The 20,861-nt window shown below is 37.2% G+C and carries 23 protein-coding genes and 1 pseudogene; 8 read left to right on the top strand and 16 right to left on the bottom strand.

Annotation, left to right across the window (positions count from 1 at the left end; all coding sequences use genetic code 11):
• Nucleotides 1-14: 14 nt before the first annotated feature.
• Both H0184_RS25680 and H0184_RS25675 read right to left on the bottom strand, forming a co-directional pair.
• A complete protein-coding gene (locus tag H0184_RS25680; RefSeq protein WP_221830247.1) occupies nucleotides 15-875 on the bottom strand; it encodes an NAD-dependent epimerase/dehydratase family protein in 861 nt (286 codons plus the stop codon).
• Between the two features lie 15 nt (nucleotides 876-890).
• Complete coding sequence (locus tag H0184_RS25675; RefSeq protein WP_221830245.1) at nucleotides 891-1,817, bottom strand: aldo/keto reductase; 927 nt, start codon at nucleotides 1,815-1,817, stop codon at nucleotides 891-893.
• A gap of 159 nt (nucleotides 1,818-1,976) precedes the next feature.
• Here H0184_RS25675 and H0184_RS25670 point away from each other — a divergent pair, with 159 nt between their 5' ends.
• The 3 genes from H0184_RS25670 to H0184_RS25665 all read left to right on the top strand — a co-directional run bounded on the left by H0184_RS25670 (nucleotide 1,977) and on the right by H0184_RS25665 (nucleotide 3,823).
• On the top strand, nucleotides 1,977-2,303 hold the full coding sequence (locus tag H0184_RS25670; RefSeq protein WP_221830243.1) for a winged helix-turn-helix transcriptional regulator: 327 nt from the start codon (nucleotides 1,977-1,979) through the stop codon (nucleotides 2,301-2,303).
• Nucleotides 2,304-2,611: 308 nt separating this feature from the next.
• Complete coding sequence (locus H0184_RS27900) at nucleotides 2,612-2,746, top strand: hypothetical protein (RefSeq protein WP_260631803.1); 135 nt, start codon at nucleotides 2,612-2,614, stop codon at nucleotides 2,744-2,746.
• A gap of 408 nt (nucleotides 2,747-3,154) precedes the next feature.
• Nucleotides 3,155-3,823, top strand: a complete 669-nt coding sequence (locus H0184_RS25665; protein ID WP_221830241.1) for a DUF6944 family repetitive protein — start codon at nucleotides 3,155-3,157, stop codon at nucleotides 3,821-3,823.
• Nucleotides 3,824-4,232: 409 nt separating this feature from the next.
• Here H0184_RS25665 and H0184_RS25660 read toward each other — a convergent pair whose 3' ends face one another.
• Both H0184_RS25660 and H0184_RS25655 read right to left on the bottom strand, forming a co-directional pair.
• Nucleotides 4,233-7,490, bottom strand: a complete 3,258-nt coding sequence (locus H0184_RS25660) for a carbohydrate-binding protein (RefSeq protein ID WP_313771831.1) — start codon at nucleotides 7,488-7,490, stop codon at nucleotides 4,233-4,235.
• A gap of 594 nt (nucleotides 7,491-8,084) precedes the next feature.
• Nucleotides 8,085-9,233 (bottom strand): GntR family transcriptional regulator, encoded by a 1,149-nt coding sequence (locus H0184_RS25655; RefSeq protein WP_260631802.1) that lies wholly within the window; start codon nucleotides 9,231-9,233, stop codon nucleotides 8,085-8,087.
• Between the two features lie 86 nt (nucleotides 9,234-9,319).
• Here H0184_RS25655 and H0184_RS25650 point away from each other — a divergent pair.
• Nucleotides 9,320-9,595 (top strand): annotated as a pseudogene (locus tag H0184_RS25650) (ATP-binding cassette domain-containing protein); the annotation flags it as partial.
• A 96-nt stretch (nucleotides 9,596-9,691) separates the two neighbouring features.
• On the opposite strand, the gene H0184_RS25645 reads toward H0184_RS25650, so the two are convergent.
• From H0184_RS25645 to H0184_RS25610, 9 genes are all read right to left on the bottom strand, one after another.
• Nucleotides 9,692-10,429 (bottom strand): AAC(3) family N-acetyltransferase, encoded by a 738-nt coding sequence (locus H0184_RS25645; protein WP_221830239.1) that lies wholly within the window; start codon nucleotides 10,427-10,429, stop codon nucleotides 9,692-9,694.
• A 123-nt stretch (nucleotides 10,430-10,552) separates the two neighbouring features.
• Entirely contained in the window at nucleotides 10,553-10,867 is a 315-nt protein-coding gene (locus tag H0184_RS25640) for a DMT family transporter (protein WP_260631801.1), read from the bottom strand.
• A complete protein-coding gene (locus H0184_RS25635; RefSeq protein ID WP_221830236.1) occupies nucleotides 10,867-11,208 on the bottom strand; it encodes a DMT family transporter in 342 nt (113 codons plus the stop codon). The genes H0184_RS25640 and H0184_RS25635 overlap by 1 nt, the downstream gene beginning before the upstream one ends.
• A 23-nt stretch (nucleotides 11,209-11,231) precedes the next feature.
• A complete protein-coding gene (locus H0184_RS25630) occupies nucleotides 11,232-11,813 on the bottom strand; it encodes a TetR/AcrR family transcriptional regulator (RefSeq protein ID WP_221830234.1) in 582 nt (193 codons plus the stop codon).
• A gap of 195 nt (nucleotides 11,814-12,008) precedes the next feature.
• Nucleotides 12,009-12,764 carry a hypothetical protein gene (locus tag H0184_RS25625; RefSeq protein WP_221830232.1) on the bottom strand — a complete coding sequence of 252 codons (756 nt, stop codon included), beginning with the start codon at nucleotides 12,762-12,764 and terminating at the stop codon, nucleotides 12,009-12,011.
• Nucleotides 12,765-12,818: 54 nt separating this feature from the next.
• Nucleotides 12,819-13,292 carry an SRPBCC family protein gene (locus H0184_RS25620; protein WP_221830230.1) on the bottom strand — a complete coding sequence of 158 codons (474 nt, stop codon included), beginning with the start codon at nucleotides 13,290-13,292 and terminating at the stop codon, nucleotides 12,819-12,821.
• Nucleotides 13,293-13,463: 171 nt separating this feature from the next.
• Nucleotides 13,464-13,589, bottom strand: a complete 126-nt coding sequence (locus tag H0184_RS27890) for a hypothetical protein (RefSeq protein WP_260631800.1) — start codon at nucleotides 13,587-13,589, stop codon at nucleotides 13,464-13,466.
• Between the two features lie 138 nt (nucleotides 13,590-13,727).
• Entirely contained in the window at nucleotides 13,728-14,747 is a 1,020-nt protein-coding gene (locus H0184_RS25615; protein WP_260631799.1) for a DUF1835 domain-containing protein, read from the bottom strand.
• 247 nt (nucleotides 14,748-14,994) lie between these two features.
• Nucleotides 14,995-15,777 carry an alpha/beta fold hydrolase gene (locus H0184_RS25610; RefSeq protein ID WP_221830228.1) on the bottom strand — a complete coding sequence of 261 codons (783 nt, stop codon included), beginning with the start codon at nucleotides 15,775-15,777 and terminating at the stop codon, nucleotides 14,995-14,997.
• A 407-nt stretch (nucleotides 15,778-16,184) separates the two neighbouring features.
• Between H0184_RS25610 and H0184_RS25605 the strand changes: the two genes are divergently transcribed.
• The 3 genes from H0184_RS25605 (at nucleotide 16,185) to H0184_RS25595 (ending at nucleotide 17,464) form a co-directional block, all read left to right on the top strand.
• Nucleotides 16,185-16,565 (top strand): DUF1259 domain-containing protein, encoded by a 381-nt coding sequence (locus H0184_RS25605; RefSeq protein WP_221830226.1) that lies wholly within the window; start codon nucleotides 16,185-16,187, stop codon nucleotides 16,563-16,565.
• Between the two features lie 176 nt (nucleotides 16,566-16,741).
• Nucleotides 16,742-16,981 (top strand): hypothetical protein, encoded by a 240-nt coding sequence (locus H0184_RS25600; RefSeq protein ID WP_221830225.1) that lies wholly within the window; start codon nucleotides 16,742-16,744, stop codon nucleotides 16,979-16,981.
• Between the two features lie 231 nt (nucleotides 16,982-17,212).
• Nucleotides 17,213-17,464 carry a hypothetical protein gene (locus H0184_RS25595; RefSeq protein ID WP_221830223.1) on the top strand — a complete coding sequence of 84 codons (252 nt, stop codon included), beginning with the start codon at nucleotides 17,213-17,215 and terminating at the stop codon, nucleotides 17,462-17,464.
• A gap of 45 nt (nucleotides 17,465-17,509) precedes the next feature.
• Here the strand turns inward: H0184_RS25595 and H0184_RS25590 are convergent, their stop codons facing one another.
• The 3 genes from H0184_RS25590 to H0184_RS25580 form a co-directional block, all read right to left on the bottom strand.
• Entirely contained in the window at nucleotides 17,510-17,932 is a 423-nt protein-coding gene (locus H0184_RS25590) for a DUF1801 domain-containing protein (RefSeq protein WP_221830362.1), read from the bottom strand.
• Nucleotides 17,933-18,090: 158 nt separating this feature from the next.
• Nucleotides 18,091-18,681 carry a hypothetical protein gene (locus H0184_RS25585; RefSeq protein ID WP_221830221.1) on the bottom strand — a complete coding sequence of 197 codons (591 nt, stop codon included), beginning with the start codon at nucleotides 18,679-18,681 and terminating at the stop codon, nucleotides 18,091-18,093.
• 93 nt (nucleotides 18,682-18,774) lie between these two features.
• The gene (locus H0184_RS25580) at nucleotides 18,775-19,404 is read right to left on the bottom strand and encodes a homoserine/threonine efflux transporter (RefSeq protein WP_221830219.1); all 630 of its coding nucleotides are present in this window, start codon (nucleotides 19,402-19,404) and stop codon (nucleotides 18,775-18,777) included.
• A 139-nt stretch (nucleotides 19,405-19,543) separates the two neighbouring features.
• On the opposite strand from H0184_RS25580, the gene H0184_RS25575 reads away from it, so the two are divergent.
• Nucleotides 19,544-20,371, top strand: coding sequence for a TrmB family transcriptional regulator (locus H0184_RS25575; protein ID WP_221830217.1), 828 nt, complete (start codon nucleotides 19,544-19,546; stop codon nucleotides 20,369-20,371).
• Nucleotides 20,372-20,861 lie beyond the last annotated feature (490 nt).

The following is a 20,861-nucleotide window of genomic DNA, read 5'->3' as shown; positions in this document are numbered from 1 at the left end:
ACTCCTTTATCCTTTTATAAAAATAATTTTAGTTCTACATAATTTCGCCATTGATGGACAGGCTTCCAATTTAATAGCTTCTTAGCTTTTTCATTACTTAACAATGATTGAAATCCTGACAAATCACTTCTGAAATCCTTCACTTCCGGAAAACATGTTTCCATAAGCTGCATGCTCTCAATATCCATACTCGAATCATCCGCAGCAATACATAGAGGGACTGAACCTAGTCCCTCTGTTTCTACTGCTAAACGATAAGCAGTTGCTGCATCTCTTGTGTCAATGTAGCTCCAAAGAATACTTTTTCTTAATTCAGGCTTATGTATAAAACTAGGGAAATTTTCATACATCTCAGGCGAGATTACATTGCCTAACCTCATCGATACAACCTGCATACCCGTTCTTTGATGGATCATATCAGCGGTTTTCTCATTCACGATCTTCGATAACCCATAGCTATCTTCAGGCAGTTGTGGATGATCTTCATCGATGGGTACATATTTTGGTGTTAAATTCTGTTTTGAAAAAACAATGCCATAGGACGATTCACTCGAGGAGATCACCGCCTTTTTAATCCCTAAATTCCCTGCTGCTTCTAAAATATTATAAGTACTCATCACATTATTCTGGAATGTTACTTCGTTTGGATGGGAGTATGCAACGGGTATAGCTGCCAGATGTACAACAGCATCAACTCCTGCTAAGACGCCATAAACTTCGCCAAGATTTGTTAAGTCTGTAATCACCGTTTTACAAAGAGCATCTTTTGGATGCTTTATATCAGCATTAACCACTTCGTACCCATGATTTAAAAATTCTTTTATCACATCGTGACCTAAAAGGCCGCTGCCACCTGTTACAACTACTTTTGGCATAATAATACCCCCTATTTAAACCTCCACAGCCTGTGGATGATTAACTGATACCAAGTCTAAGTCTGCAGCCCTTGCATTTAATTCAACTTGTTCTACATTTTTACATCCTGGGATTACACTCGTAACTGCTGGATGCTTTAGACACCAAGCAAGTGCCCATTGAGCCATGTTAACTCCTTCTGGGACTTCATTTTGTTGAATTTCTTCCACTAGTTTAAGCTGCTTTAACACTTCACTTTGTACATGGTTATTCCGAACATCGTTTTGGTCAAATACTGCACCTGGCTTATATTTGCCGCTTAAATAACCGCTTGCTAATGGAACTCGTGCCAGGACACCAAGATTTTGCCGCTCACAGGAAGGAAAAACCAGTTCTTCTGGTTTACGGTCTAACCGGTTATACACAACCTGAATCACACTGGCATTTACTTCTGTTGCTAAGTCCGTTTGATAGATATTTTCATTTGAACCAATTGATATTCCTAGATGGCGGATTTTCCCTGCCTTTATCTGCTTGTCCAACGCAGTCCATAATTCATCATTTTTAAATACGTCATCACTGCCAGAATGAAATTGATAGATGTCTATATAGTCTGTTTGGAGAGCTCTTAAAGAATCGTCCAATTGTTTAACGACTTCCCCTGGTGACCAATGATTTGTACGGGTAAAGGATTCATGGAAATGATGGCCGAATTTAGTTGCGACAATCCAATCCTTCCTGTTTTGATTTTTTAAGTAGCTGCCGATCAATCTTTCAGAAAGATGGTCACCGTAACATTCGGCTGTATCAATCAAATTAATTCCCATTTCCTTGGCTTTGTCTAGGATTTCATCCACTTCTTTTTGTGTGAAATCTTTTCCCCATTCGCCGCCATATTGCCAAGTCCCGATTCCGACAACAGACACATTTACATCTGTTTTACCAAGCTTACGGTATTTCATATGTTTGATCTCCCTTTCTATATCTTGGTAATAACCTTACACAAAAAAGTATACGTTTTCACCATTTAAACAACAACCACTGAAATATTTTTGATATACTAACCTATATATTAATTACTATAAAATTTATAGTTTCTATAAATAAGAAAGAGGCAGTCTATGAGCGAAATAAAAGAAACGAAACCCTTAGTGATTGAATGTTCGATTGAAAAAGCACTTAGTGTCATTGGAGGAAAGTGGTCTTTCCTCGTATTAAGAGAGTTATTCGAAGGGACAAAGCGATTTGGAGAATTACAAAAGGCTATATCAAATGTAAGTCCAAAGGCCTTAACCGATACGCTAAGACATTTAGAATCCAATGGTGTTCTAATTCGGACTGTTTACGCTACAGTACCCGTAACAGTTGAATATTCACTTACAGAAAAAGGACAATCCTTACATACCATCATAAAAGAAATGAAATACTGGGGTTCTTACTGGGCGTAGCATTACCCTATTATGGGAAACTCCTTCGAAGATATTGGGATTACACCCTGACCCAATAACAGAGGAAGTCCCTCCCCAATTGCAAAAACTCTAAACAGGACAATTAAAGGAACACCTATAAATTCGATATTTTAAGGAAATTAGCTCCTCTTATGCAATGATTGGTCATAGGTTACTACATTTGTTCGTATAAGATATTAGCTGGACTAATTAACAGTTCACAAGACTGTAACAACTTCTTGAATATCACCTTGTCCTTCTGCCCCCTAGCTTCCTAATATAGAGGGCAGAAAGAGTGGTGCAATTTTATGAATTTAAAATCTGGCAGAATTGAATGCTTTGAAGGATATTCTCAGTTTAAGAGTTTGAAGGAATTTAATACACATATCGAGATGTGGTTAGTTGTGAAGAAGGATGAGTTCTCGAAGGGCGAGCTCGACTGATTAATAAGTCTAGTTCGTTTTTGTTAAAAGTCCCTGGTTTTCTTTATGCAATATTGGAACGCTGTTAAAGGCTATTAATGAAGAGTATCAAGGTAATGGCATCTCCTGCTCTATTGTTAAACGAATAATCATTAAGCGAAAGATTTAGGAATTGTCACCAACAAATTAAAACACTCTTTCTCGATCATTTACCTATAGTTCGTGAATTAAACCGTTGCTCTATGTGCTCGAAACAGGCAAAGTTAAGTACTTTGATTGTCTTCACGGTGAAACACAACAACAAGTTTGTTAGCAAATCCAAAGAAATAATTAAAGAAGATGAGCTCCCTTTCAACCCATAGAAAAATGTAAATTTACGCTGGGTTATGAATACTATAGGATACCCCCTTTTTAGGAGCGTTTGGAATTATGACAATTCGTGGAGAAGACCTTCTTATTTCAGGCACTTGGTTACTAGTTGTTGGGTCACTCATTGATACAATCGGGCAGACCCAGCAAACTTTCACTCACAGCGATTTGGGGAAAGATTTAATAATTAAAGGAAATGGGGTTGAAGCCCTCGGAAATACGTTGCAAGCTATTGGGAGATCTAAGCTGTTAAAGTCAGAGAGCCAGCTATCTCAACTATATACCATCTTCGGTAATTGGCTTGAGGCAGCTGGTAATACTACAAATTCAGTTGGAGTAAGTTTAGATATCCATGGCGCTGAGGAAGAGGGAATAAAAATCGATACCCTTGGGAGTGCAGTCCAGGGTCTTGGTGCAGCTTTTGAAGCAATAGGTGCATCCCTTGAAGAGGATTCATCCTTTAGGAACCTTGCTATTACAGGAAATAGCTTAATTTCTTTAGGTTCCTTTTTAGGTGCGATTGGTAACATTTATGTTATAAACGAAAAAAACGTAATTGGAGAACAGATAATATTAGCTGGCAGCTGGATTCAAGTTATTGGCGCATTTATATTAATTAGTGCCATTACACTTGAGGTTGAATACATTGAACACGAGGAAAAACAAAAAAATGAAAACGGCGACTCATATTCCTATTCTTATGAGTATTATAATTCGTTCAGTAAATAAACTTTTAAAACGGGAAAAATCAAGGACTAGTTAATCAAACCCCTTTTTAAGATTGCACCATTGCAATTTCAATTCTTCGTTGATTTTATATTTCCTTACCTTTCTCGTAATCGAAGATGCATCTACTCCTAGCTTCTTACTGGCTTCTTTCAAGGTAGAAGAAGTTTTTAAGTTTGAATGAGAATTTGCTTCTCGAATTGCTGCACTTCCTCCTTAAATTTAAATCCTTTCCCCCCAGCTCTATGATAATATAAAGCTTCCCGGAACGTAGCATTTTTCATCATTTCTTACCTTTCCGCTTTTCAGATAACGCTTTATTAGCAAAGGGGAGGAGATTCTTGCACCGTAAAGTGTGAGAATCTCCTTCCTTTTTTTGCTATGGGATCTGACCCCAAAAACAAGTTTAATTTTAATTCTTCCAGGTATTGACAACCGACTCAGCATCATTATTTAGAATTTCTTTTGCATGATCAGTCACATACTTACTCAAATCTTCATTATTTAAGCGCTTAACAAAATCCTGTATTTTTTTCATCGCCTGTTCCTGGTTCCCTTTATCAAGCTGATGCTGTACTTGATTAAGAGAATTCGTTAGCTGTGGAATCAAGTCTCCGCTTAATTCTTTAGAGTCAATGAAACGGTTGATTAAATGCTTCATTGAATCTACGCTCGTAACGACATGGAATTGGAATGTCTTGTGCAGAATATTTCCAGCAGTATCCTCAATAAATATCGTTGCACTTTTTTCTCCTACATTCCCGGCAAAATCGATGTCTAAACTTTGCTGTTTCTGTGGATCCAGCTTATATTCCTGATCATCAAAAGTGATGGTCGCTGATTTGATACTTGATACATTATCCCAAACTTTAAAGTTTAAAGTCTTGTAATCTTCAAATGAGTCTCCCACTGCTAAAGCAACCTCGCCTGCGGAAAGTGAATAGGAAGGCAAATTCTTACTATCTATTGTAATACCGCTTGATTCATTTCCGGATGTATCGAGAGCACTTATCAAAATAGAATAATCCAGATTCTTTTCCAATCCTGATAGAGCCACATTCTGTATTCCTCTATTCACCTCAACCTCGCCTCCCACTGGCTGCCCCTTGCTTAATAGGGTAATTTTCACCTTTTGAGCATCAATATCATATGGACCATCCCAATACAGCTTCAGTTGATCATTTTCGTTCATGACCTGCACATTTTCTACCTCTCCCGGAGGAACACTGTCCTCTACCGGTTCAGGCTTTGGATCTGGTGCTGAGAATACCGATGGATCACCGAAAGTAAATTTATCAAGGTTATATAACCAGCTGTCACCTTTAAATAATAGGTAGACAATGTGCTTACCTGTTATAGGCGTTGTGACATCCGTTGAGATGACTTCGAAATTCTGCCATCCGCCCGTTCCTGAGACATCAGCCGTTGCGATTACCGGGCCATTCATGCTGTCAATTCTTACTTCAATCGTACCTCCGCTTGTGTCGCTGGCTGCATTCACATGAAATTGAGCAGGACTTGTATCGCCAAAGTCGATATAATTGTACATGGCATTCGGATGATTAGTGCCAAATATTCCAGCCAGGTAGGTTTGACCTCCGCTATTTTCCGTTCCGATGCCTGTACCGCTCGTATAGTTTTCTGCCTCTAGCTTCCCATAGGCATCACTGGCTTTCCCCTTCACGGTCGTAAAAGTGAACCAATCTAAATTACAAGGGTAGTCTTTTCCGTCCACACCATGGAAAACGAGATAAACATCATGAATACCGACTGCGACAGTGTCATCGATGTTGGCCATCACGTCAAACCATTTATTCCAATCGCCATTGGCAGGGATGTCAATAACACCTGCTGTTGGTCCGTCCAGACTGTCCAGCTTCACTTCAATCGTACCGCCTTGACCTCCGCTAGCAACATGAGCAGTAAAACCGGCTGCACCAGTTTCAAAATTAATGTCTTCATATAAGGCATATGCGTTGTGATGAACGCCTTCTACAAATCCCCAATCAGCATTTTTGCTTAAACCAGAGCTTTCATTGAAGTTCCCTGCCTTAAGTCTGGTATAAGCATCTGTTCTGGTTGGATCACTTTTGGTGAATTTAATCCAGTTTAAGTTGAATAAATAATCATCATTTTTCTTGGTAAAGACAAGGTAGACATCGTGTTTTCCTGTTACCGTCGTTGGAATTCCCTGCTCATCCTTCAGAACAGTAACTGCATCGGTAAAATTATTCCATCCGCCTGTTCCTTCTACGTCTACGGTACCAACCTTTGGACCATCCAAGGAATCGAGTCGTATTTCGATCTTACCTCCACCTGTTCCGCTTGCTGCTCTCGCAATAAAGCCTACTGCTCCATCAGATCCGAAATCCACATTTTTATAAGAGGCATAAAATCCGGGTTGAATTCCTCCCAATTGAAGGGTGCCTTCTGGACTGCCTTCCATAACAAAGCCAGTACCGCTATTGTACTTTTCTGCTTCGATTTTAGTATAGGCATCTTTATCCTCATACTTTAATTCAACATCCTGTGAGTCTAAAACCGTCAGCGCTTCAACCGCTGCAGCTGATGCCCAGGATTCATATTTACCAGAAAGCAATTGCCCTGACCAGTTACCATCCACAATATTCTCAGCATTACGATGGCTCCAGGCAAATTCTGCATTATATGCAAGCCAGTAGTTATAGTCGCTTGTAAACTGCTCATATTTACTTTCACTCGTCTCATTTAGCGTATCTTGAAGATAGGCAAGATTACGGACTAGGATGGTTTTGCCGCCTTTCAAGTCACCATTCGGTCCTTCATACCGCAGCAAATCATTGCCATCTACCAAATGATCCTGTGTGAATTTTGCTGCCTTCACAGCATCATCAAGATAAACTTTGTTTCCAGTGATTTGATAGAGTCCAACTGCTGAACCAATAAAAGTTCCCTGATTGTAATGAGTAGCATCCGGGACCGTACCACGTTCTACTTCTATGCGGTCAAACACTTTACCGTTACCATCTGTAAGCATCGTTTTACTCCAACGATAGATACGAGTGGCTGCTTCTAAATAATGCTCGTCCTTCGTAATTTTATAAATTTCTATCGCTGCTTGTGCCGCCGGGAAATTAATACAAGCATTCTTTGTGGTATGTTCATCATTCTTCCACCAGATACCGCCGTTCGCAAAGTCGTCATCCCATTCATTGTCATAGACAAAGTCAAAATAATACTTCGCCTTTTCTAAATATCGCTCATTTTTGGTTATGTCATAGGCTCTTGCACTCCCGAGCGCCCACCACATGATGTCATCATTGAAAGGATTGTTTGTCCAATCTTCCCCATACTTAGCAACCGTTCCTTCAAATATGTCATCAATCTGCTTTCTAAGCTTTTCTTTCAAACTAGCATCTGAAGTATGCAGATAGGCATCCATGACCATTTCCCAAAGCTCTGCTTCTACCCAAAAACCTTGATAGTCGTTGCCCTGATTTGAATTCGTCCAAAAATACTTCTCCTCACTGTCCCAAAACTTAGCATTAAAGGCTTCAATCGCCGTATCAGCATCGGATGATGTAAAAGCATGTACTGTTGAAGCTTCGTTCTCGGAAAGGGAAGGAAATGATAAGGCAACCACCATAGGTATGACAAATAATTTAGATAGGATTCTTTTTTTCTTTTTCACTTCATGACCTCCACTTGTAATTGTTGGATATGTGTGTCGAATCTCTGAAGTAACGAAAAGCTGGTGCATCAATCAACTTACTAACCCTTTGGTTCTTTCGTGTTACTAATGCTTAATGTAATTTTTCTTAGCTCTATGATTCTATAAAACTTTTGTAAATCAATTCCTTGAATTGACTTTTGCATCCAATAAGGCCAGTTGTTCAAAAAGCTTGACACCGCTTAAATGGACAGAAAGATCCACGATGGGTTCACTCGGTGTTGTCCATGATGAACCGAAAAAAAGATGGTCTTAATCCTTGTCCCCAAAGGATTGAGAAAGACGGTCAGCAAGGATAATGACCGGACCGTTGGCCGGTGCATTCTTGTAATCCAATTGCGGCTTTCTCCAGGTGATTCCACCGCACATGATGTCATTCCATCCCTATTAACTTGATATAAAACGCTTACATTTTATATGTTATTACCATAACAATTAGATGACAATAACTAAATGTCATAAATAAAACATAATGTTATAATTAATTGTTATATAAAAATTTATGATTTCAGCAAAATAAACTAGAAAGCAAGAAAAAAGGTACAATGATCTCACTCAGTGTACCTTGGATGTGGAGTTTCCTATCTTCAGGTTTGCCTCCAGCAGGGTAATGCTGTTAACTTTCTTTCCTTGCGAGAGTTCCATGACCATCTCGACAGCCCGCTTCCCCATTTGTTTTTCGTTTTGCTTCAAATGTGTAAAACTGAATGACTCAGCTAGTTGAAGCGTTGGTCCATCAAAACAGATAATGGATAAATCACTTGGAATCTTATAACCTAGTTCTTCAGCGGCTTTTTTAGCCAATACAGCAATGTGGTACTCGATGGCAAACAATGCGGTAATGGAGGGGTTTTCTTGTAGAAAAGACTTTATCATATTTATATCCCTCCGGATATTTTCCTCATTCAATTGATTCGGCAATGTACTGGTGATGGACGTCAGCCAAAGATTTTTGTCCACCACAATCCCCTCTTCTGCATGGGCAGAAATGAAGCCGTCAATCCGTTCTTCAATAGCGGTTGTTAATTCGGGAGGTGGTGTGAGAAGCCCTATGTTCCGATGTCCAAGCTCAAACAGATATTTAACCCCTAAAGCCGTAGCCCGGGAGTTATCCGTGCTGATGGAAGTGGTTGACAGCCCCTTTAGATGACGGTCTATTAATACAATCGGGAATTTCTCAATCACCAGTTTTAGGATTTCTTCATTCAGGTTTTCCCCCTGAGCAGGAAAAATAATGAGTCCCTCTACTCCAAGCTCCACCAAGTCCATGATGGCCTGCTTTTCATTCTCAATTTGACCGAGCGTACGTCTAGGAACGATGAATGAACCCAGCTCCCTTGCTGCTTCTTCCAACCCATAGATAATTTCAGTTCCGTAGGTATAATCGAAATCGGTAACAACCACGCCAATTAGCATGTTTTTGGTCATTAGAAATTCATCATCTTCCTCATGGGAATGGTACGAAAGCTTTTCTTTCTCGTAGGTAACAAACGACCCTCTGCCTCTCTGTCGAATGACATGTCCCTCTTTTGCCAGCATATCGAGAGTCTTTCTGCTGGTGATCCGACTCACATTGTATAAATCCGCCAGTTCTTTTTCAGACGGAAGCCTCTCTCCTTCCTTATATTCTCTATTTTTTATTTTTTCAGAAAGTATTTCAAAAATCTGCATGTACATGGGTTTAGACTTCTTATCTAAAATCAATGAAGTGAACCTCCTTATAACAATATATATCATTTATATAACAATATAACATTCGTTTAGCGGTTTGCAAAATACTTTTTTGAGTTGGAGGGCAACGCCAACGTGTAGCCATCGCTAACGCTCTATATAGCAATCCCTCCATTATATTAGCTGATGAGCCTACAGCTTCTCTAGATTCAGACCGTGCCTATGAAGTTATGGAACTATTAAAAAAGGTAACCAAGCAGAAAATAACAACCACCATTGTGGTGACTCATGATGTTCGGCTTGTGGGATATTGCGACAAAGTTTACAAAATGACAGATGGTGTTCTTTCTGAAGTGGTAGAGAAACAAGCTAGAGTGTCCCCTTCCGCATTCTAAGATAACAGTGAAATTAAAAAAGGTAGCTCCAAAACTGGAGCTACCTTTGTTCAACCATATTCAAATGTACGTTGTAAGAAGAACCTTTCCCATAAATCAAGAAAATAATTCTGGATTTTCTATTAGTATGTGATTTAGCAAGTCTGTCATTTTTACAGTGTCACATACTCTTACTGTTGCATCGCCAAATTGCCCTTTGTACATCACTTGATTGGTTAGAAATATATCTTCAACCCGTTCGTATTTTTCAGAGGTATGACCAATATGTCTCCTTTGCGATATGGGTATTTCCGTTTTATCCGGTAATATTGTATAAAGCATTTCGTGATCATCTGTCAATCGACCCGGTATATCAAGCCATTCCTCGACTCCATGAATATACGTACATCTCCGTAAATCGACTCCGATTAACAAGATGGCTGCCTTCTGGTCAAGTAATTTCCCCCAACTTGATTCTCGTGCACAAGGTGTGTCGAATTGTTCATTACCCGCTATAAATTCATCTGCTCCTTTTCCCAGGGCAGCTACCGAATGCGTTGGATGCCATGAGCGAACAACACCAGGCCGTTTTCGAAACATTTCCGTTAAAATACCAACACAAGATGGTGAGTCATTGACATAAAACCGAGGATTCTCACCATTAATATACGACCATGTATGGGTAGGAAAAACCAAAAGACCATTTTTCATATATTCCGAAAGTGCGTCAAGGACAGTATCCGCCCCTCCCTCTACCTGGCCAATACTTTTCATTGACGAATGTACAAGTAATACTCCATTTTCGTCGATTTCCAATTCTTTTAGATGTTTTAGTAAATCTTGTTTCTTGTACATCACAATCAACCTTTCAATCTTAAAATATACCAAAAGAATACCATATTAGGATTATTTGTCTATGATTCCTGGAGAAATACAGGATAAAGATGTGCTTTTTTGCGAGTATTGCAGTACCAGGATTTAATGTATCAGTTTCAACCCGATTACTGCGGCTAAGATCAATCCTATAAATAAGATTCTCTTCCAATCTTTCGGTTCTCCGTAAAACATCATTCCGACGATTGCTCCCCCTATTGTCCCGATTCCTGTCCAAACAGCATAAGCTAGTCCCATAGGGAGGATATCCATTGCTAAGGATAATAAACTAAAGCTTACCCCAAATCCCAAAAATAATATGAGATAAGATTTAACGTTTTTTCCTCTATTAATTAAATTCATACCGGTCACTCCGACCACTTCAAAAATACCAGCGAAAATAAGAAATACCCAAGACATTATACAGCACCCTCTTTCTCACCAGATTCTTTCGTGACAAGTTTTAGACCAATTACACCCACTAAGAGCAGCATAATAAAGAAGATTTTATTCCAGCTGAAAGGTTCTCCAAAAACAATCATTTCAACTAAAACGGTTCCAGCTGTTCCTATCCCAGTAAATACTGCATATGCAGTCGCCACTGGTACTTTTTGAGTAGCTTTTATCAATACAACGAAGGATAAAAGTATAAGAAGGAACGTTCCGGCCCAAGAGATCATATTAGTTGAATACTTTAACCCCATTGCCCACAAAATCTCAATAATACCTGCTAAAATCACATATCCCCAGTTTCGGTTCATCTAAATTCCCCCTACGTTATTGACTAACTCATTGAAAGTCCACGCCATAACACATACCAAGATGCATCTAATCTCTTTTGTAAACGATCAGGCCCACCATATAGCATTTCAACGAATATTCCATCTAAAACTCCCATAAATGCTGTAGTGGCACGATTGTGACCAACAGCTGAAGAAATTTCTCCATTTGAAATTGCACGCTCTATCATCGGTAAAAATAGTTCTTCTACTTTGTCCAGGTATTCGTAAACGTATTTCATTACCTGTTCATTAAGATGCATGGGCGGATAAAAAGCAGTACGAATCATAAATTTGGTAGAATCGTACTTTTCATACCTTTCTATACAGTGCACTAGGAAATTATATAAAAAATCATTAATAGCAAGAGCTGAATTTCGGTCTATAAACAGAACAACACTTGATAATTCATTCTCAAACGTATCCATGCAAATTTGAAGGAACAGCTCATCTTTTCCTTTAAAATGAGTATATATGGATTGTTTTTTTATACCTACATCCTTAGCAATATCTGCTAGCGATGCTCCTTCATAACCATTTTGTGCGAAATGCTTTAAAGAAACTTCCTTAATTTGATCTGATGTCATTACTATCATCCTTCCGAACGGTCGTAAGGTAAATTTAACACCACCCTTAACCTATGTCAAATATTATTTTTTCATTTAGAGTTAGAAACCATTCTTCTTTACAGGTAACACATAGGTAAAAGCAAAAAAAACTTGGATACCTAGATGGTTCCAAGTTTTATAACTATTGGTTTTATTACATGTGGAACTGTTACTTTAGGTATTTTCCTCTGAAATACGATACTCTGGAAACCTATCTTTTAATAGATTTTTGTATTTTTCTTCATAATTTACACCAGCATGTGATTCTAACATTTCTATCGAAACTTCTTCTCCTTGTACGTAATAATTATATTCCTCCTCACTAAGGAGAATAATGTTTATATATGGGACTTTTTTTATTAAATCATCAATTTCTTTTTTACATTGACCACTGTTTTCTTCGTTTTCACTGTAGCAATTGTGTCGTACTTCAATATAAATTGGATGTCCTTTGAAATAAGTATTCAAATTAAAATTTTTAACGGTATAAACCTCTTTATACTTGCTGTAAATGTCCTTAAAGTTTTGTTCGTAGAAAGAATAATGCGAAGAGTATGGGTTATTAATAAAAATATAATCTGTGAAATTAGGAAAGATTGTCTTTATTTCAGACTCTATCGTGTACCCTATATTTCGAAGCAAAAAAAATGCAAGATTTTCTGCATTATTCACGGTTAGTATTCTTTTTACATCATTGTGATCGGAATATTGTATTTTCCAGGTAGTATACGTTTGGTATAGTGGTATGATGGGTACAGTATCATTCGTATTTACGGTTTTTGTATCCTTTTCGACCACTTCCCATTCACCAAGCACTTCATCAAAAACATAATCATATTTTGTTGTAGGGTTTCCTAAGCTGAGACTGTAACACCCCGTTAACAAAAAAGAAATTGAAATTGCTATAACCATTAATGACTTTTTTAACATATATATCCACTTCCATTTATTACCTATTTATTATAATTCTAAGATTTTTTAACGTTATTTATTAAATGCTTCACTATAGATTTTACGCAGCTCAGCTGCGTTATCGTGCCACTTAATTGGGTTCCCATTGACGATTTGTCCTAGAACATCCAGACACCTATGCCATCCTGCCGCGGTATTCACTGCCCATGAATCATCGTCAAAGGTATGGGTAAAAATCATACTGCACCTTTTATCTTCAACCTGCAATGAAATGTTTATCAAATCATCCACTTCGCGGAAACCAAATACATATGGTTTTTCTAATTCTATAATGGTTCCCTTATATGTCGTCCCTTCACCGTCATCAAAGGCAATCTCACCGCCAATTCTTAGATCCATCTCCCCAGTTGCAAAAGGGTACCATTGTGTGAAGTAAATAGGATCCGTAATGACCTGGAAAACATCTTCTGGATTCTGTGTAAAAAACCGTTTGAACTTTATAGCATAACGACCGTTTGACTTATGTAGTGTGCCATATTCATTCATTATTCCAGACTCCTTCTTTTTCTTATATCCTTAACCTTTTCCTAATCCTACCATCCCAAAACTTTTTCCACCATAGGAAGATAGTAAGTGATTTGCATACTTACTTGAATAAGAAAAGCGATCCTTCGTTAGCGAAGCACCGCCTCGGAGCTTTTAAAGAAAAATCAAGAATTATAACCAACCGTTTACATATGTAACTAATCCCAATACTGCACCTATTCCAGCACCTAGAAAACAAGGAATAATGAATCCTGCCTTGTTCTTTTTATTCCTTTCGTTCATACCTTTAGCCATCATTACCTTCCCTCCTCCATTATTCTATACGAATACCCTTGGTGAATGTTTCATATTCTATTATTGTTTTCTTATAATACTAGCGTGTTGTCATTAATGATGGCAAAAACAGAAACAGAAAAGTTTGTTTGTATTCGCCTTCTACTTTAATTTCACGCTGTAATACCTCATACCTTTTGGGATCCCCCTTATTTCAAAAATCCCCATATAAATTAGACTTCTCAATCTATATTCTAAAAAGGTATCTCCTACATTGTTATCGATATGACCAAGCACTTCTCCGATGATCCTCGCTGATTTCATAAAGTCCTTCTCTTTTTGTTTAGAATGTAAGTGTTGGGCAGCGGTAATAATCATTTCATCGTAATAATCTTCCTTTACAGTGATGATTTTATTATTCTCCCAAATTCGAACTACCCCTTTAGAATGTGATAGAGATAGCCATTTTTCTTCTAATTGAATTCGTTCCTCTATACTTAAAGGCTGAGTTAACTTCTCTTGATAAATAACTTTTAGTTTATCAGGAGCCACCTCGCCCGTATGGAAATAAAAATACTGATACTCACTTGTATTAAATAATTCTTGGTATGCAATGGTTGTATTGATAAGATAAATAGGATTCGTTTTTCCTTTCATTACGTACAATAAAAAGCATACTCCTGTTTGTTCATCTGCATTTTCACCAGTCCAGATGACAATGGGAACTTGTTCAGGTATTGCTTCCATTTCTGAAAGAGTGTTTAGAAACCTTCGATTATACTCTTCTTCAATAAAATCATCCTGGTAATTCAAATGGTCTTTTAGCCATTCATATCTACGGTTACGGCCATCGTCTCTATGAAGTTCACAAATAGGACCTACAGCAAAGAAATCTGGTAAGCCAATTACCCTGTTCTCACATTCTAACCCTACTCTTAAAGAGCCCGCAGCAGATTCTCCACATACAATATGTACGGCACTATACTCCCTTTGAACGTTATTGTTTTCGTTTTTTATAGCACCGAGAATACTATCGTGTAAGAAAGATAGTTTTTCCGCCATATCTTCATGTGAATCATGGTTTTCTTTTATCATTTTTAATTGATACGACATATGGAACAATATGCTTTTTGCTTCACTACCACTTATATTTTGAATAGCCTGATATAATTCATCATCCATTAGTAATCTCTACCTTAATTTTTTATATCTACTTTACCATACATTCCCATCTAATTGCAGTAATCTACATTATCCTACTTTTGTAAGATTCTTTCGCATGAGTCATTCACTTTTGTTGAGAATGCTTCAAAGACATAATACCTTGTCATGTCTGCATATATGGGGAGATTGAACATAGCAGCGCGATTCTTATCTTTGAATCGCGCCATTTTTTGAAAAGCTCAATTTTTATAACACTGCCTCTTTATCAACCAATAAATTGCTGTAATACCTGATTAAACTTGTCACGTTCTTCCCAGAAACAACCATGACCGCTGTAATGAAATGGAACTAGATGTGAACTTCTTATACTTTGATTCAGTTCATGAGCTTGTGCAAATGGAATCACTTTGTCATGAACACCGTGAGCGATTAAGGTAGGAACATGTATTTTTTGCAAATCTGCATAAAGCTTCTCATCTCTTAGTGTATTGATGATCGCTGCCGTTGACCAACCTGCTGCTTGTAGCCCCATTTGAAAAAACCACTCTGAGAATGAGTTCGTTATATATTGAAAGAAAAAGGATTCTGTTACTTCTCGCATCATCTTTGGACGGTCATTTAACGCTAGAGTTAGGAATTTCGTTGCTGTTTCTGCCGTAAAACCTACAGGAGCTGCAGCGTCTACAAGGACTAGGTTGGATACCCCTAAACCATTATGGCGGGACATATATCGAATCGCTATTGCTCCACCTGTGGAGTGACCTACAAGAGTGAAATTTTCTAATTGAAGTACACCCACTATGGTCCGTATATCGTCTGACAATTGATCGAAGTTGTAACCACTAATTGGCTTATCCGACTTTCCGAAACCTCTCCAATCAATACCGATACAGCGGTATCCCATGAAAGGAAGGACATCAAATTGATACTCAAACTGTTTATGGCTTAATGGCCAACCATGTAAAAACACGATCGTCTTACTTCCCCCTGGATGAATATCTTCTACATATAATTTTACGCCTGAAGCTACCGTTACATAGTATCCCATACCGATTCCCCCTAAAATGCCTTTAACTACAAAATATTCATTAAGGACCATTAGGTGTATACCTATGACTAGTTCGAATGCCTTTTGTGGTATTTAATAATTTTTTGACTGCTTTCTCTATGGTTACCATTATAGCAACCTTACTAAAATATGAAATATTATCTCCATTTCGAAAATCATCTATTATTTCACTAAATATGAAGCTAATAGTCCAAATTCTCCCACGTAAATATTTCATAGTTAGATCAACAATCCTTCTTTAGCTATGTCACACTATCAAATTACGAAAAATTACACCGGCTCTATCCCTTTTATTACTTATTTTTTGGCTTGTTAATGAAGTAACCTATACAAGCTGTTTTGATTCGGCATAAGGTATAACATATTAATAGAAAGAAGGTTTTAATATGTCAACTTGCCAAAGACTTGCAGATATTATCGGTGGTGAAGTTATTCAATCGTCTCCTGTTTGTGTCGTTATGCGTCTTCGAGATGATATTCGAGCAACTATTTTAGGTCGTCGCACTCTATCACCACTAGCACTTCCATTTATGTTATCTTTTGAAAATAATTGTCTTAACCTAGGTGAAACGGTTCTCCTTCAAAAAGAAGTGAATCCAATGCTTGATGCATTACGATGCAGAGGTATTATCGTAACAGCATTTCATAACCATTGGCTGTTTGAAGAACCGCGGTTAATGTATATGCATTGGGAGAATGTTGGAATGAGCCCGACTGAGTTTGCTAGGCTCAGTATAGAAGCTGCAGAAGAAGCAGGACTTTTCTAAAAAGCAAGCCATTTGTGATATCCTCACAAATGGCTTTATTTCTTATCAATTCATTCTCCAACTAATTGCACCATAACTAATTATTATTTGTGAATTTGTGAAAAAATCTTTTCATTATCATTTTTAAATGATATTATTCCTATTAGTATAGTAGGGATTGAAGGTGTTTTTTAATCATGTCTTTGTATGAAAGATTACCTAGTGACTTTTTGATTCAATTCTATAATGAAATGAAGAAAATGAGTTCAAACGGTTTAGTTTCTAAAAATATGTACTATGAATTAGGATTAATAATTGCAGCCGCATCAAAGAGAGGGATACAACTGGACAAGCCAAAGGATTTTGATCATAACGTTGACCACGAATTATTAATGGAATTAGAATGTCGTACATGGTTTCTCAGAAAAAACAAATAATATAGCCGCTGAAAATTAGTGGCTTTTTCAACTTTCCTTCCCTTTTAGTTCAATGACAAAAGCTGTTTTTTAAGGCCCCCCTCTCTTCCACTCTCGCACTCCGTTGTGAAGTAATACATAGTAACGTCAAAACTGAAAATAATACCAATGAGGTGCTGTTTTTAATTTTGTTCAATTCAATATGGTGAGAGCGAACAGAGCATGTCTCTAACTATAAAAGGAGATGAAGTAATGGAAAATATCGCTAATATTGTTCATATAGGTGAATTAATAGCTGTCTCTAAGATTTTTGAACTAAACCCTTTTCGAATGGTCACATTGATAGAAAAGGGCTCAATGGAAGTATTTGAAACGAAAGAAGCTTTCTTAGTAAAATACGGAAGCAAGGACACTTATGAAGAATTAGAAGATTGGTGTGAATTAAATAATGGAAAGATTTTTACTAAACCTAAAGTGGTCAGTGAGAAAAATAACTGTCAATGACGGATGTTTTCAACAAGTGCCCCCGTTAGTGGAATCAAAAGACCTTTATTCGTTTGGATAAAGATTCTGATATGTTTCTACTGTATGTTTAATTAAATCCTTTAAAACATTGGTATCGATATCAGCTAATTTATTCACATAAATACAAGCCTTACTCTTCGTGTGTTTTCCAAAGTTTGCTAATAAGTTTTCTCTTTCCTCACTTTCATAGGCCAAATAAAGACTAATTTTCGCTTTTCTTGGAGAAAAACCCACTAAAGGTGCATCCCCTTCATGTCCTGATGCATACTTATAGTGATAGCTGCCAAAGCCTATAATGCTAGGACCCCACAATTTTGCGTCGTAACCCGTTACCTCTTCAAAAATTTCTAATAACTGATAGGCATCTGCCTTCTTCTTCTCATTTTCCACTCTTTCAATAAATTCAATTACACTATTATCGGTTTCTTTCATCTTTGGTTCATACATATCTGCGTTCTCTCCCATTTTTCTGATTAAATACCTGTTTACATTATAAGCATTATTACTTTCTAGAATACAATCTATTTTCCTGCATCTTCCATAAACAACCATAGCTGATGATCCATTATTATCCATATGACCAAGTATTTCTCCAGTTATTTTTTCTACTCGGAGAATAATATATATTCCGTTTCTGTTTCAATAAAAAATTCTTTATATCCCGCCCCATATTCTGAACTACTAAGCTCGATTGCATTGATAATGCTACCACTAATGTGGAAATGAAAGTCTTCCACCTTACATATTATCTTATCAACATAAATTCCTGCTATGCTAGGATATTCTACATCACCGTAATCTATCGGATGTTCTTTTCTTCTATTTAATTGCTTAACTTTCATTTCCTTCGCTCTACTTGAGATATAGTTAAACGTGCTTTTGGGACTTACTTTCAAGTATTTATACTTTGTCATTTCTTTCATTATCCAATAATCATAAATGTTAGTCGCAAACTCCATATCATATTCATACTTCCATTCTTCTACATCATAAAGAAGTTTTACCCACAATGATATTAATCCATCTAATTCATTCTCAAAATTGTCTTTTTCACCTCTATATACCCAAAACTGAGGATCATATTCCTTTCCAGTGTAAGCTATCGTGCTTTGTATGTTCTTCTTGCTACTACTGACAATATATTTAATAATTGTATCTTTTTCGTTATATAGCTGCTCTTTCAATAATAAGTTCAATACAAATACACCCCTTTACACTTCACTACTTCAACAAAAAAAGTACTTTTCCTTCTTCAGAAAAGTACTTAGTGTATAAATAATAAATGAAATTTATATTCCTGTTTTAACGCCAAAACCTAATAAGAGTAAGCCGGTTGATTTTTGAAATACTTTCTGGAATTTGGGGTTATTTAACCATTTTTTTGCGTAATCAATTACATTAACAAGGGTTAGAAACCACAATACAGCAAGTAAAGTAAGGATTGATGCTAACAGTATTAATTGCTGATTTACATTTCCGTTCAAATCGATAAATTGAGGCATGACAGTTATATAAACCAAAACCGTTTTTGGATTAAGAACATTGCTCAGTAAAGCTTGCATAAAGGACTCTTTATTATGCCGACTTGAAGACTTGGGAGATGTATTCGCTTGTGCTTGAATCTCCTCTAAAGAAAACGCACTTTTAGCAAAAAAACTTTTTATCCCCAAATAAATTAAGTAAGCCGCTCCCAAATATTTGATTGTACTAAAAAGAATGACCGACTTTGCAATGACCACAGATAACCCAAGAATCGCAATAAGTGTCCAAAAAGAAAGTCCGGTTGCCATTCCGAGTACCGTATAACGTCCGGCTTTTGGACCATAGCTAAGGGTGTTTTTCACGAGGAGCATCGTATCTGCCCCTGGTATAACCACCATCATCGCAGCAATCGATATGTATGTTAGTAAGCTATCCATGTTGTTTCCCCCTTCTTATCATAATAGTGACTACCAAGGTAACTACTTAAATGAGTATACCAGAAGTATTTGGAAATAATCAACAATTTTGCTAGAATATTAGTTACTAAGGTAGCGACTACTATATAGTGGAGGCTTTATGAAAAAAACCATTTTTGAAACATTAAAGAATTTAAATTTTACCGAATATGAAGCGAAAGCGTATCTGAGCCTTTTGGAGGAATCTCCCTTAACTGGATATGCAGTAGCGAAGAATTCTGGTGTACCACGTTCAAAAATATATGAAGTTCTAGATAGTCTCGCCATACGAGGAGATATTCTGGTTAGTCCTGGAAACACGCCGCAGTATTCTCCTGTGCCCGCAAAGGAGCTCATTAAAAACCGGCGAATGGAAGCAGAACAAAATTTTGAACTGGCAGAAAAGTCACTAGCAGAGTTTGAACAATCTGCAAATGACCGTGAAAATATCTGGAATATCATGGGCCGCATTGAAATACTACAAAAGGTTAAAGATTGTATCGCATCTTCAAAAACAAGGATTCTCCTAGAGGTTTGGGAAGAGGAATACGAAGAGTTGGAGTCTGAACTAAGGCAGGCAGTAAATAGAGGAGTCAATGTAACGATTATTGCTTATGGAGAAATCGTCTCTGATTTTGCGAACCTCTATCTCCATTATATGGGGCATGAAATTACAGAAGAGTATGGTGGACGCTGGATTGTTATTAGTGCAGATGATTCAGAGGTAGTAGCAGGGATTGTCTCGCTGGGGAAAGATAGCCGTGCTGCGTGGACAAGACATGTTGGTTTAGTTATGCCAATTACAGAAGTCATGATCCATGATTTGTACCTCATGGAAATTATGAAGAAACATAGAAAACCTTTAGAAGAAAGTTTCGGGGAAAATCTCGTGAATTTACGCCGAAAATTCTCTATCCATCCAGATTTTAAAAAACATTATGTAAAATAAATTTGTCAGTTTAAAACAACATGGAAGAACAGCTTTCTTCTTAGCAAATTGGCTGTTCTTCTACATCAATCGGGGATGTTAATCTAAGAAGTATTAACGCTCCCCCCTTATACAAGGGATCTATCCCGCCTTGGAACATTTGCTCAACTATATCCAAATATTTTAGGATTCCCGTAATTGCATTCAGCAATTCTCCTATTTCGTGCTTTGAAATTTAAACTGAATGTTGATTTTACTGTGTTTGGAAAATAAGCGGAGAATTTCCGTTTAAATTGGGAAATACCTGTATTTCCTTAAAAATAAGCGGAGTTTTTCCGCTTATTGTATCCAAATTCTTGGAATTTGTTTTATTTAAAACAGATAGCCGGAATATCTCCGCTTATATCTGCTCCTTAAGGTTCCTCTATAAACAATAGCCGGAAATTCTCCGCCTATGAATTCTCAATCCTACACGAAAATCAACAATAAATAATAACAGGGCCTATAGAAA

Origin of the sequence: Neobacillus niacini, assembly GCF_019749295.1 — a bacterium.
GTDB lineage: Bacteria > Bacillota > Bacilli > Bacillales > Cytobacillaceae > Neobacillus > Neobacillus niacini_D.
Note: the sequence above shows the minus strand (reverse complement) of the source record. Positions and strands in the feature narration are given on the sequence as shown.